Origin of the sequence: Vibrio sp. V43_P6S15P86, assembly GCF_009904725.1 — a bacterium.
Taxonomy (GTDB): domain Bacteria; phylum Pseudomonadota; class Gammaproteobacteria; order Enterobacterales; family Vibrionaceae; genus Vibrio; species Vibrio diabolicus.
Window position 1 is genome coordinate 1 of record NZ_WXWT01000467.1, and the last position, 13,374, is coordinate 13,374.

A 13,374-nucleotide genomic window follows, 5' to 3' on the forward strand; every position below is an offset into this window, starting at 1 on the left:
GGGTCTCCAAGCTATCCATAATGTTTTGCCAGTTCATGTGATACTCATTATGTAAGTCATCTCTTTGCTCAACCGCTAGCCATGCGATGGTTACTTCATCCATCAAAAACAAGCAATGACGAATTAACTTACCATGCTCCATCTGGTTTCTTGCAACACTATGGTCATTCCATTGTTCAAGTAGTTTCCCTACTTTAATCTGTAATACGCGATACATGGGTTTGTTTTCAAACCGTGATGTTTCGACTAAAAGATGCAGCTTGTTAGTCAGAGCATCATGAAGAGCGTCCAATTTTTGTTGATCGTTTTGTTGGAATTGAAGCGAGTAGTGAGTAGCAGCTCGGTGGTGTCTCAGAAGGTGAACAACATCTCGCAACAATGTTAACAGCTGATATTTGCGCGCATGTTGCTGCTCTCGTTTAGAAGATAAGTGATATATTCCGGCTAAAATAGCGATGGACAATAGTGTGGAAATCAAAACAAACATAACCAACTCCTTGTTAGTGTTTGGACCTAACAAGGAAGATTGCAGTTTTGATGCCACTAATTAGCTTATATTAAAACAGTAAGTTAGGCTTGTGATGGGAAAGATGCTGTACAAGTTTGGTGCATAAATTCCCCAAAAGTGTGAATTTAGTCAAAAAAAGTCCCCGCTGAACTGGCGAGGACTTTTTAAATTTGATCGTAAAGCTACAACTTACATTACGCGCATGCCAGGTTGAGCGCCTTCGTGTGGCTCAAGGATCCACAGGTCGCTACCACCAGGGCCTGCCGCTAGGATCATACCTTCAGACATACCAAACTTCATCTTACGAGGTTTTAGGTTTGCTACCATTACCGTTAGCTTGCCTTCTAGCTCTTCAGGTTTGTAAGCTGACTTGATGCCAGAGAATACCTGACGAGTTTCACCACCGATGTCCAATTGGAACTTAAGCAGTTTGTTGGCTTTTGGTACTTCTTCACAAGAGATGATACGAGCGATACGCATATCTACTGCAGCAAAAGCATCGAACTCAATCTCTTCAGCGATTGGTTCTTTGTCTAGCTCGGTTTGGCTAGCCTTGTTCTTTTCCGCTTCAGCTTTCTCTTTCGCCGCCATTTCTGCCGCCGCATCTTCTTTAGACGCTTCGATCATCGCTTCAACATTCTTCGGATCGATACGGTTGAACAGTGCTTTGAACTTAGTGATCTCGTGGCCTGTTAGTGGAGCAGCGATGTTTTCCCAAGTTAGCTCTTGGTTTAGGAACGCTTCAGTACGCGCAGCTAGCGATGGCATTACTGGTTTCAGGTAAGTCATCAGTACGCGGAACAGGTTGATACCGACAGAACAGATGTCTTGTAGTTCCTGATCTTTGCCTTCTTCTTTTGCTACAACCCACGGTGCTTTTTCATCAACGTATTGGTTAGCTTTGTCTGCCAATGCCGTGATTTCACGGATTGTACGACCAAACTCACGCGTTTCGTAAAGCTCAGCGATACGGTCAGCAGCAGCAACAAATTCGTTGTAAAGTTCAGGCTCTGCAAAGTTGTCAGACAGTTTGCCTTCAAAACGTTTCGCGATGAAACCTGCGTTACGAGATGCCAGGTTAACGATCTTGTTAACAACGTCAGCGTTTACGCGCTGAGTGAAGTCTTCAAGGTTAAGATCTAGATCATCGATACGGCTGTTTAGCTTCGCAGCGTAGTAGTAACGTAGACACTCAGGGTCTAGGTGCTCTAGGTAAGTGCTTGCTTTTACGAACGTACCTTTAGACTTCGACATTTTCGCGCCGTTTACGGTTACGTAACCGTGTACGAATACGTTGTTAGGCTTGCGGAAGCCAGAACCTTCTAGCATTGCTGGCCAAAATAGGCTGTGGAAGTAAACGATGTCTTTACCGATGAAGTGGTACAGCTCTGCTGAGCTGTCTTTTTTCCAATACTCGTCGAAATCTAGGTCGTCGCGCTTGTCACATAGATTTTTGAAAGAGCCCATGTAGCCGATAGGCGCGTCTAGCCATACGTAGAAGAATTTGTTCTTCTCACCAGGGATCTCGAAGCCAAAGTATGGTGCATCACGTGAGATATCCCATTGCTGCAAACCAGATTCGAACCATTCTTGCATTTTGTTCGCTGTTTCAGCTTGTAGCGAGCCAGAGCGAGTCCACTCTTTTAGCATGCTTTCAAACTGAGGCAGGTCGAAGAAGAAGTGCTCTGAATCTTTCATTACTGGCGTCGCACCAGAAACCGCAGATTTAGGATTGATCAGTTCTGTTGGGCTGTAAGTCTCACCACAGTTGTCACAGTTGTCACCGTACTGGTCTTCAGACTTACATTTTGGACAGGTACCTTTTACGAAACGGTCCGGTAAGAACATCTCTTTTTCTGGATCGAACAGCTGAGAGATAGTGCGGCTAGAGATAAAGCCATTTTTCTTCAACTCAAGATAAATGTGTGACGCTAGCTCACGGTTCTCATCTGAGTGTGTGCTGTGGTAGTTATCAAAGCTGATATCAAATCCAGCGAAGTCTTTTTGGTGCTCTTCGCTAACTGCGGCAATCATTTCTTCAGGAGTAATACCCATCTGTTGCGCTTTAAGCATGATTGGCGTGCCGTGAGCATCGTCAGCACAGATGAAGTTTACAGTGTTGCCGCGTAGGCGTTGGTAACGAACCCAAATGTCCGCTTGGATATGCTCAAGCATATGACCAAGGTGGATCGAACCGTTAGCGTACGGAAGGGCACAAGTTACCAGCATTTTCCTTGACGGAAAGTTTCTTGGATCGTTTGCCATACTTAATATTCGCTTTTCTTGATAGGTATAAATAAATTTTGATGGATAATACTACCCCATGAACTGACTAACTCCAAGGTGTCAAACTGCGGAATGCCTTAGTTTTTTTGGGGTTCTGGTTGAGCCTGGACGGTGGTAGCATGACATCTAAAAGGAGGGCTTATGCATCAGTTCACTTCAAAACAAGATTTTTGTCACTGGTTTAACCAATTCCAACATCCACAGTTGGTGGAAAACTGGGCAGATGTTCATGGCGCAATTTCGATTACGACACAGGGTTCTATTGATATAACGTTGCCATTCGCAAGTAATGAGCTTCAAACCGTACTACATGACTGGATCAAACAGCAGCAAGCCTCGGGTAAAGTGGCTGAATTCCCATTTAATATTCGCCTTGGAGTTAAAGCTTTAGAAACTCAAGTGGCTAACTCGGTTAAGGGTGTTAAGAACATCATTGCCGTCAGTTCTGCGAAAGGTGGCGTTGGTAAATCTACTACCGCAGTTAACTTAGCGTTGGCAATTGCTCAATCTGGGGCGAAAGTGGGATTGTTGGATGCAGATATCTATGGTCCGTCTGTACCTATGATGTTGGGGCAAGAAGATGCTAAACCAGAAGTTCGTGATGGCAAGTGGATGGAACCCATTTTTGCTCAGGGCATCTATACTCATTCTATCGGTTATTTGGTGGATAAATCAGAAGCGGCGATATGGCGCGGTCCAATGGCTTCAAAAGCGTTGTCGCAGTTATTAACTGAAACAGATTGGCCAGATTTGGATTATTTGGTGATTGATATGCCGCCAGGTACGGGGGATATTCAATTGACTCTGTCACAACAAATTCCGGTAACAGGTAGCGTGCTAGTCACAACACCGCAAGATTTAGCCCTTGCCGATGCAAGGAAGGGAGCGGCAATGTTTAACAAAGTCCATGTCCCGGTTATTGGTGTTGTGGAAAACATGAGTTATCACATTTGTAGTCAATGTGGCGCGAAAGAGCATATTTTTGGTATGGGCGGAGCTGAAAAAATGTCGCAAGAATTTGGCTTAGCATTGTTAGGACAAATTCCGCTTCATATCTCTATGCGAGAAGATATTGACGCTGGCGTGCCAACGGTAGCAAGACGCCCAGAAAGTGAGCATGCAGGGTATTATAAGCAACTTGCCGATCGCGTATGTAGCACGATGTTTTGGCAAGGCAAAGCAAAACCAGATGCGATTAGCTTTACAATGGTGAACTAAGTTTACTATGCCTGTTGGTTGATAATTGCACATTTTAACGTTTGCTCGGAGGTTAATCCTCTGAGCAGGCAGAAACTTATGACTAAACCCTAATTCCAACTAGTAACTATGGGGTGAACTCCCTATAATCAGGCAGTTTATCTTTTTATGTGACTAGAAATCATCATCGGGTGCAAACTAATGTCTGATAATAATCAATGCGTCATCGTAGGTATTGCTGGCGCTTCTGCTTCTGGAAAAAGTCTGATCGCGAGCACTATTTATAATGAGCTTCGCGCGAAAGTAGGCGATCATCAAATCGGTGTCATCACGGAAGATTGCTACTACAACGACCAAAGCCACCTAAGCATGGAAGAGCGAGTAAAGACGAACTACGATCACCCGAGTGCGTTGGACCACGACCTACTGTGTGAGCACCTTGAAAAATTGGTACGTGGTGAAGCAGTAGAAGTACCTGAGTACAGCTACACTGAACACACAAGAACAAGTAACACGACCACAATGACGCCTAAAAAGGTGATCATTCTAGAAGGCATCCTTCTTCTTACTGACCCTCGTCTTCGTGATTTGATGCACGCGACAGTATTTATGGATACACCGTTAGATATTTGTTTGCTTCGTCGTGTTAAGCGTGACGTGGAAGAACGAGGCCGAACTATGGAATCTGTTCTCAAGCAGTACCAACAAACAGTACGTCCGATGTTCATGCAGTTTATCGAACCTTCTAAGCAATATGCGGACATTATTGTTCCTCGCGGTGGTAAAAACCGTATCGCAATCGATGTATTAAAAGCTCACATTGCAAGACTTTTGAAAGCTTAAGCCTTTAGACGGCTATATCGCTTTATTTTTAAGAGAAGAAGTGGCACCTTAAGTGCCACTTCTTTTTTTGATTTTAAATTAGTCAGTTGCAGGTTAAAACCAGACATTTTTCACGCTTTTGTGGAACTGTCAGCGGTAAATGGAGTCTGCGCTTATAATTGTAAAAACACTCGAGCAAGGAAAAACAAATGAAGAAACTGCTCTTAATTCTAGCAATACCGATTGTGGTCATTTTGGTCGCAATTTTAGCGTTAACCATCTTCGTCAATCCTAACCAGTTTAAGCCCCTTATTGTTGAGCAAGCGCAAAAGCAAACCGGTTTAGAACTAGTGATTGAAGGAGATATCAGTTGGCAATTTTTCCCATCGATCGGCTTTGAGTTGGGACATACAGAATTGCGAAACCCACAAGGCTTTAGCAAACCCAATTTATTCAAAGTTGATACCGTTGGTGTAGACATCTCTGTCATGCCACTTTTTAGCCAACAGCTTGAAATTGGAAACGTCACGCTTGATGGGGCTGAGTTCTATATCGAAACCAAGAAAGATGGCAGCAAGAATATTGATGCATTGACGAAAGCCCAAACACAACAAGCAGAGCAAGCGAGCGATACTGCGCCTACGCAAAATGGTGAAACGCAGCCTTCTGGCTCTGATTGGAGCATTAATCTTGCTGGTGTTACGGTTTCTAATGGCTCATTAGAAATGCAGGATAAGCAAGCCGGTAGTTACACCAAACTTTATGATATCTCATTAAACCTTTCCGAATTCGCTTTTGACAACTGGACAACGGCTGATTTTGGCGTGAAGGGCGAAATGAATGACCAAAAGTTCACAGCGAAAGGTCAGGCCGACTTTAAGCTAGAAAAAGGTTTGGCAAACTACGCGCTAAAGAACATCAACTTTGATGCGACATACTCTGATCCTGCCAATAAGATTGAATCGGCAACGATCGGTTTAGATACGTTTGAATTCGATAAAGTAAATAACCTGACTTATGCCATGAAGGGCGACGCTGGTGGTATGAAGTTAGATATGCAGGGTGCTGGTCAACTTAGTGTAGACAAGGCTATCAGCAAAGTGCAGTTGGATAAGTTAACTCTTAAATCGACTTTTGAGGGTGATGCATTACCTCAGTCACCGATGAAAGTCGACATGGTGTCTGATCTGTCTTTCGACCTAACGAAAAACCACCTGAGTTTTGTCCTAGAGAAGTTAACAGCGAATGCTATTGCCTTAGATGGTAAGGCAGATGTGACACTTGGCGATATTCCTAAAGTACGATTTGCTCTCCACAGCCCAAATATCGATCTTGATGAATTCTTAGGATTAGATCAGCAAGATTCCGAAGGTAATAAGCCTGCTTCTGGTGGCGAGAGTGCTCCAGCTGGGTCTGAGGTTGAGCCTGATTTGTCTGCGTTGAAAACGTTAGATGTAAAGGGTGACATTACCATCGACAAATTCAAAGCGGCAAATGCGAAGATGGAAGCGGTAAAAACGAGCTTCACTGTAAATCGTGGCGTATTTGAGCTTACTTCATTTAGTTCGAAGCTGTACCAAGGCACAATCTCAGCGACAGCGAAGTTAGATGCACGCAAGTCACCAGCGACTTACAGTGTGAAAAAGTCAATCAAAGGCGTGAAAGTTCAACCGTTACTTATTGATGTCGCTGATAACGACAAGCTTGAAGGGACGGGTAACATTGATGTGAATGTTACCGGTAAGAGTCTAACGCCTACCGGTATCAAGAAGAATCTTTCTGGTACGGTTGTTATCAATTTTGCTGACGGTGCGGTAAATGGCATCAACGTTGCTCAATTGATTCGTGAAAACTACGCGAAATTTAAAGGGCAAAAAGTCGAAGGCACCAATGAAGTTAAGAAAACAGATTTTAGTGCGATGACGGCGACATTGAAGCTCAATAAAGGTGTCGTATCAACGGATAATATGCAAGCTCAGTCTCCATTGCTCCGTGTTCGTGGTAAAGGCACCGCAAACTACATCAATGAAACTGTTAACTTTACTATCAGCACATCAGTCGTAGGTAGCCTAGAAGGCCAAGGCGGCAAAGATATAGATGAGCTGAAAGATATCACGATTCCAATCAATGTGTCTGGTAAGTGGGCGGATCCTAAATTCAAGCTCGTATTTGATGATGTTCTGAAGCAGAAAGCTCAGAAAGAAATCGATCGTGGCGTAGAGAAGCTAACGGACAAGATCAAAGACGAAAAAACCAAAGAAGCAGTCGATGGTTTGATAAAGAATCTATTCAATTAGATTCGAGCCAAAGCAAAAAGGGTTGGCATTAGCCAACCCTTTTTTAATTCTGCTGGTGAGCTTTACCAGTCGACACCTTTCAGCGCTTTGACGCCTGACTCAAATGCATGCTTTACATTCTTCACTTCAGAAACGGTATCAGCCATTTCAATCAGAGTGCGATGAGCGCCACGACCAGTAATGACAACCGACTGCATTTTAGGGCGGTTGTTCAGCGCTTCAACGACCTCGTCTAAATCAATGTAGCCGTAGCTCACCATGTACGTCAGCTCGTCAAAAAGAACCACATCGATAGATTCATCTTTGAGCATGCGCTTACATTCTTGCCATACGCCTTGCGCTGCTTCGGTATCAGCGGCTTTGTTTTGAGTTTCCCATGTAAAGCCGGTCGCCATTACTTGGAATTCAACGCCGAGTTTCTCAAGTAGGTTGCGCTCACCATTATCCCAAGTACCTTTAATAAACTGCGCGACAGCACAATTCAAACCATGACCTACTGCGCGTGCTATCGTACCGAACCCTGATGTCGATTTACCTTTACCATTTCCGGTAATGATCAGTAGCAGACCTTTTTCCTCTTGAGCAGCAGCAATTTTTGCGTCTACCTGTTCTTTGACTTTTTGTTGGCGAGCCTTATGGCGTGCTTCTTTATTTTCTTCGATAGACATAATACTTCCTCAATTCCTTTTCGTGCTGTGCCCAAGCTAATTTGGGTTCATTGATTTATCTCGCTATGATAGACCAACATATCGTGAAGAAAAACCACCGATAATTCAGGGAATAAAATGAAGAAAATACTTGTTGTTTGTATGGGAAACATTTGTCGGTCACCAACCGGAGAAGCAGTGTTAAGAGCGAAAGCTCAAGAGTTGGGTATTGCCGTGGAGGTTGATTCGGCAGGTACGATTGGCTACCACGCAGGAAACCCACCGGATTCAAGGGCAATGGCCGCAGGAAAGCAGCGAGGTTACTCTTTTAAAGGAATGCGTGCGCGTCAAGTTACCATTGATGACTTTGAAAAGTTTGACCTGATATTAGCCGCAGATAAAGCAAATTTAGCCGATTTATTGGATATTTGTCCGTTGAAGTATCGACACAAAGTATCGTTATTTTTAAGTCATTCTGGGTCAGATTACGATGAAGTCCCTGATCCATATTATGGTGGAAAAGATGGCTTTGAACTGGTGCTTGATTTAATCGAAGAGGCATCAGAGGAGATTTTGAAGAAGCTATAATCGCCGGGCTTGAAGACAATAGGAAAAGGGATGAGCTGAGCCCATCCCTTTTTATTTGTATTAACCCGCTAAAATGTCGGTTGCCACTTTGTAGCTTGGGTCTTCCTTCACATTTATTTCAACCAAGCTGCCCGCTTTATCTAAAAGCTTGCGGCAATCTGGACTTAGGTGGCGAAGGTGTAGTGTTTTACCTTGAGAGTTGTAACGCTCTGCTAGTGTTTCAATCGCTTCAATTGCGGAGTGATCCGTCACGCGAGAGTCTGCAAAATCGACAATCACATCTTTTGGATCTTCAGGCGCGTTAAACAACTCCAAGAAGTTAGCGGCAGAACCAAAGAAAATAGGACCGTGAATCTTGTACTCTTTTGAACCTTCCTCGTTTAAGCATGTGTCGGCATAGATGTGCTTAGCGTGTTGCCATGCAAACATTAATGCAGAAACAATAACACCAACCGCTACGGCAACGGCTAGGTCAGTAAGAACAGTAACAACGGTCACAAGAACAATAACGAAGAAGTCTTGCTTCGGTACGCGACGCGCTAGTTTAAATGTTGCCCATTCGAATGTACCAATGACAACCATGAACATCACACCAACCAGAGCAGCGAGTGGGATCATTTCAATTAACGAAGAAGCGAATAAGATAAACATCAATAGAGCGATAGCAGCAACGATACCAGATAGACGACCGCGACCACCTGAGTTTACGTTGATCATCGACTGACCAATCATTGCACAACCACCCATAGCACCAAACACAGAACAAGTCATGTTTGCCATACCTTGACCGATACATTCGCGGTTAGATTGACCACGAGTATTCGTCATCTCATCTAAAACTGTCAGTGTTAGTAGAGATTCAATTAGACCAATGGCCGCGAGAATGATCGCGTATGGAAGAATGATTTGTAGAGTTTCTAGCGTAAATGGCACCGCCGGAATAGAGAAGGTCGGCAGTGAACCTGCGAGTGTTGCCGCTTCATCACCAGACATTGTACGCAAGAAGTCAACAACAGTGCGAGTTTCCAGATCCAAACCAACCACTAAAGCAGTCACCGTTACGATTGCAACAAGTGAAGAGGGTACAGCCGTTGTGATTTTTGGTAGAAAGTGAATGATTGCCATAGTTAGCGCAACCAAACCAAGCATTAGCAGCATTTGGTCTTGTGGTAGCCAAGTAAGCATGCCGTTGATATCTGGCGCTTTAAACTGACCCAACTGAGCTAGGAAGATAACAATAGCCAGACCGTTTACAAAACCGATCATCACAGGGTGAGGCACGATACGGATGAACTTACCCAATTTAAACATACCAGCGGCAATTTGAAGGATACCAGCGAGCATGATGGCTGCGAATAGGTACTGGACACCGTGAGTCGCGACAAGCGAAACCATTACGACTGCCATGGCACCTGTTGCACCAGAGATCATGCCGGGACGACCACCGAAAATGGAAGTAATAAGACCAACGATGAATGCAGCGTAAAGACCGACCATCGGATCTACGCCTGCGACGAACGCAAATGCGACAGCTTCAGGAACCAATGCTAGCGCAACGGTTAAGCCTGATAGCACATCATTTTTTACGGAGTGCTTAGAAAATTGGGGAAATTCGAACATGTTTGTTTTTAAGTTCTCTTTGCAATGAGTTAAACCCGACACATATTCGTATTTGCACAAGCCACTGAGTGGTTGATTTCTAATCAAACATTGCAGTGTAAACCGTAGTATTAAAAGAGCAGCATCAGAATGGTGTCGAAAACTTGAGTCGGCGCATGCTACCGAAAAGTGTGATTAAGTTCAAGAATGATACGAATAATGGCGTACAAATGTGATCACGAATTGGTATTTATATGAACAATTTATTGGGCAGATATGAAGATAAAAAAGGCTACCAGATGGTAGCCTTTAATTTATTTATGCCGTTAAGCAGTTGAACGTAATGATTTAGCCTAGTTAAAGTTAGGCTTTGTCATCTCTGCCGATGCGCGGTTTTTAGCCACTTGGCTACCCGCACCTTTAGCTTGGTAACGTTCGGTTTTGAACGGTGCTGCTGCAACCGTGATTTCGCGTAGCTCTTGAGGGCCAGGTGCTTTCGTCATCGGTGCGCTAGCGTTTAGCTTAGCCGCAACTTTAATGGCTTCGACTTTAGGCTCTGGTTTAGCTACTGGCGCTTCGGCTGCAATCTCTTTTGCTGCTTCAACCACAGGCTTTTCAGCAGGTGCCGTTTCTACAATGGCATCAACCGGTTCAGCATGTTCAGTCGCAGGAGTTTCAACGATAGGCTCTACCGAAGCTGTTTCTACTACTGCCGATTCAGTTTTTTCTGCGATTACTGCTTCCACAACAGGTGCTTCTACTACTGGAGCTTCCACTTTCGCTTCAACTGTTTCTTGAACCTTTGATTCAACAACTGGCGCTTCTGTTACAACAGGTTGCTCGCGGCGAATTATCACTTTACCCATAGCCATCTCTGGACAAGCAAAGCCACCTTGCATTGTAGGTACTGCTGCTACTGCTTCTTCATTAACTTGCTCTTCTTTCTTAGGTGCAGGTTTCGGAATGTAGCGTGGCATTACTTTACCCATAGCCATCTCAGGAGAAGCTACACCACCTTTACGCAGGCGGAACGGGTTAGGACGGCGATCGCGACCACGGCGACGGCGCTGACCGCTTGCACGCAGGTGACGTGGCGAACGACGGTTACGACGTTGCTTAGACTCTGCTTGCTTGTTGTCTTGCTGTGCTTCTACCGCTGCTTCTGTTGGCTTCTCAACTTTGGTTTCAACTGTTTCTTGAGTCTTAACCGCCGTTTCTTCTGCTTTCTTCTCAACCGCTTCTTGGTCTTTAACGCGTACAGATTTGTTCAGTTTGCGACGTTGGCGACGCTCCTTCACTTTTTCTGCTTTCGCGTTTTGTTGCTTTGGTTTGCTCTCTTCTGGTTTTGTTTCAGTTCGAGCTTCTGCCGCTAGCTGCAGGCCTTTTTCCGCTACTTTTGCATTTGCTTTTTGCTCTTGGGCTTTATCTGCTTGTTGAGTTTTAGGCTTACGCTTTTGGTTGCGGTTTTGCTGTTTATTGGTTTGTTGTTGAGCTTCGTTTTGCTCATTCGCTTGCTCATCACGAGGCTTACGACGACGTCGGTTATCACGGTTATCACGATTGTCGCGGTTCTCACGATTATCGCGTTGGTTGTTATTGCGACGACGATCATTGCGATCACGTTTGTTGCGTCGATTATCGCGATTTGGCTTTTTCTCTTCCTGAGGCTTCGGTTCTTCTTTTACTTCTTCAGAACCACCGAATAGGAAGCTACCAAGAGCTTTAAACAGACGGCTGAACAATCCAGGTTTCTCTTCTTGTTCAACTTTTTGTTCTTTCTTCTTCGCCTCAGGAGCTGGTTTAGCTGCTGGTGCAGGTGCGGTTTGAGACGGAGCCGCAAAGCCTTTAAGAACTGGCTCTTCAATTCGTTTTGGTTTTACGTCAACTTCCGCTGGTTCTTTACCTTCTGCTTCTTTCATTGCTTCCAGTTTCTTAGGAAGTAAGTAAGAAATCAGATCGAACTCTTCGCCTTCACGAACACGGATAACTTCAAAGTGCGGTGTTTCCATATCAGAGTTTGGAACTACCGTAATTTTCACTTCTTGAATGCGTTCGATATGGTTTACTGAACGACGTTTTTCGTTCAATAAGTAAGAGGCGATTGGCACAGGTACGACTGCAAGTACTTGTGCTGTGTTGTCTTTTAGCGCTTCCTCTTCAATTAAACGAAGTACAGAAAGAGCTAGAGATTCGTTGTCGCGAACGACACCAGTTCCGCTACAGCGAGGACAGATGTGGTGGCTTGCTTCTGCTAGAGAAGGGCTCAAGCGCTGGCGTGACATCTCCAACAAACCAAAGCGAGAAATACGACCGATTTGTACACGAGCGCGATCAAGACGAACGGCTTCACGTAGACGGTTTTCTACTTCTCGTTGGTGACGAACTGGGGTCATATCGATAAAGTCGATAACCACTAAGCCACCTAAGTCACGTAGACGTAATTGGCGAGCAATTTCGTCGGCTGCTTCTAGGTTCGTGTTTAGAGCTGTTTCTTCAATATCGCCGCCCTTGGTTGCACGAGCAGAGTTGATATCGATAGACGTTAGTGCTTCAGTCGGGTCAATAACAATAGAACCACCAGATGGCAGACGCACTTCACGTTGGAAAGCCGATTCAATTTGGCTTTCGATTTGGTAGTGGCTGAATAGTGGAACTTCGCCTTCATATTTCTTAACGCGGTTAAGGAAATCAGGGCGCACCAATTGAATGTGCTCTTTTGCACGTTCGTAGATGGTGTTGCTATCAATTAAGATTTCGCCAATATCACGACGCAAATAGTCACGGATTGCACGAACGATAACGTTACTTTCTTGGTGGATTAAGAATGGAGCTGGGTTAGAGTCCGCTGCACCTTTGATTGCACCCCAGTGGTTCAGTAGTACATTCAAATCCCACTCAAGCTCTTCAGCACTCTTGCCAACGCCAGCAGTACGTACGATCAGGCCCATGCCCTGAGGCAGTTCCAAAGTACTTAATGCGGCTTTTAGTTGAGTTCGCTCGTCACCTTCGATTCGACGAGAAATACCGCCAGCACGAGGGTTGTTAGGCATCAGAACAAGGTAACTACCAGCAAGAGAAATGAAAGTAGTAAGAGCAGCGCCCTTGCTCCCACGTTCTTCTTTTTCCACTTGAACGATTACTTCTTGGCCTTCCGTTAGCACTTCTTTGATGCTTGGACGACCTTGGTAGGTGTAACCTTCAGGGAAATATTCGCGGGCAATTTCTTTGAGAGGAAGGAAACCGTGACGCTCGGCGCCGTAATCAACAAATGCGGCTTCTAAGCTTGGTTCGATACGTGTGATACGTCCTTTGTAGATATTCGCTTTTTTAGATTCATGACCTGGACTCTCGATATCAAGATCGAAAAGTCGCTGGCCATCAACCAGAGCGACACGCAACTCTTCTTTTTGAGTTGCTTTAATTAACATTT

8 protein-coding genes and 1 pseudogene are annotated in these 13,374 nt (G+C 44.6%); 4 read left to right on the forward strand and 5 right to left on the reverse strand.

Annotation, left to right across the window (positions count from 1 at the left end; translation table 11 throughout):
- Together CAG69_RS21020 and metG are read right to left on the reverse strand one after the other, a co-directional pair.
- A pseudogene (locus tag CAG69_RS21020) lies at positions 1-487 on the reverse strand (hypothetical protein); the annotation flags it as partial.
- 210 nt (positions 488-697) lie between these two features.
- Positions 698-2,773, reverse strand: coding sequence for a methionine--tRNA ligase (gene metG / locus CAG69_RS21025; protein WP_161446065.1), 2,076 nt, complete (start codon positions 2,771-2,773; stop codon positions 698-700).
- A gap of 162 nt (positions 2,774-2,935) precedes the next feature.
- Here metG and apbC point away from each other — a divergent pair, with 162 nt between their 5' ends.
- From apbC to CAG69_RS21040, 3 genes are all read left to right on the forward strand, one after another.
- A complete protein-coding gene (apbC, locus tag CAG69_RS21030; protein ID WP_161446068.1) occupies positions 2,936-4,012 on the forward strand; it encodes an iron-sulfur cluster carrier protein ApbC in 1,077 nt (358 codons plus the stop codon).
- Positions 4,013-4,192: 180 nt separating this feature from the next.
- A complete protein-coding gene (gene udk / locus CAG69_RS21035) occupies positions 4,193-4,834 on the forward strand; it encodes a uridine kinase (RefSeq protein WP_005396962.1) in 642 nt (213 codons plus the stop codon).
- A gap of 188 nt (positions 4,835-5,022) precedes the next feature.
- Positions 5,023-7,110 (forward strand): AsmA family protein, encoded by a 2,088-nt coding sequence (locus tag CAG69_RS21040; RefSeq protein ID WP_161446070.1) that lies wholly within the window; start codon positions 5,023-5,025, stop codon positions 7,108-7,110.
- Positions 7,111-7,172: 62 nt separating this feature from the next.
- On the opposite strand, the gene cobO is transcribed toward CAG69_RS21040, so the two are convergent.
- Positions 7,173-7,778, reverse strand: coding sequence for a cob(I)yrinic acid a,c-diamide adenosyltransferase (cobO, locus tag CAG69_RS21045; RefSeq protein ID WP_005396966.1), 606 nt, complete (start codon positions 7,776-7,778; stop codon positions 7,173-7,175).
- 117 nt (positions 7,779-7,895) lie between these two features.
- Here cobO and CAG69_RS21050 point away from each other — a divergent pair, with 117 nt between their 5' ends.
- The gene (locus tag CAG69_RS21050; protein WP_046874419.1) at positions 7,896-8,345 is read left to right on the forward strand and encodes a low molecular weight protein-tyrosine-phosphatase; all 450 of its coding nucleotides are present in this window, start codon (positions 7,896-7,898) and stop codon (positions 8,343-8,345) included.
- Between the two features lie 60 nt (positions 8,346-8,405).
- Here the strand turns inward: CAG69_RS21050 and CAG69_RS21055 are convergent, their stop codons facing one another.
- The gene (locus CAG69_RS21055) at positions 8,406-9,965 is read right to left on the reverse strand and encodes a SulP family inorganic anion transporter (protein ID WP_005396973.1); all 1,560 of its coding nucleotides are present in this window, start codon (positions 9,963-9,965) and stop codon (positions 8,406-8,408) included.
- A 332-nt stretch (positions 9,966-10,297) separates the two neighbouring features.
- Complete coding sequence (gene rne / locus CAG69_RS21060) at positions 10,298-13,372, reverse strand: ribonuclease E (protein ID WP_161446072.1); 3,075 nt, start codon at positions 13,370-13,372, stop codon at positions 10,298-10,300.
- Positions 13,373-13,374: the final 2 nt, after the last annotated feature.

Coding starts and splice junctions, on each gene's coding strand:
- metG (WP_161446065.1), bottom strand. CDS start 2,773: ATGGCAAACGATCCAAGAAACTTTCCGTCAAGGAAAATGCTGGTAACT.
- apbC (WP_161446068.1), top strand. CDS start 2,936: ATGCATCAGTTCACTTCAAAACAAGATTTTTGTCACTGGTTTAACCAA.
- udk (WP_005396962.1), top strand. CDS start 4,193: ATGTCTGATAATAATCAATGCGTCATCGTAGGTATTGCTGGCGCTTCT.
- CAG69_RS21040 (WP_161446070.1), top strand. CDS start 5,023: ATGAAGAAACTGCTCTTAATTCTAGCAATACCGATTGTGGTCATTTTG.
- cobO (WP_005396966.1), bottom strand. CDS start 7,778: ATGTCTATCGAAGAAAATAAAGAAGCACGCCATAAGGCTCGCCAACAA.
- CAG69_RS21050 (WP_046874419.1), top strand. CDS start 7,896: ATGAAGAAAATACTTGTTGTTTGTATGGGAAACATTTGTCGGTCACCA.
- CAG69_RS21055 (WP_005396973.1), bottom strand. CDS start 9,965: ATGTTCGAATTTCCCCAATTTTCTAAGCACTCCGTAAAAAATGATGTG.
- rne (WP_161446072.1), bottom strand. CDS start 13,372: ATGTTAATTAAAGCAACTCAAAAAGAAGAGTTGCGTGTCGCTCTGGTT.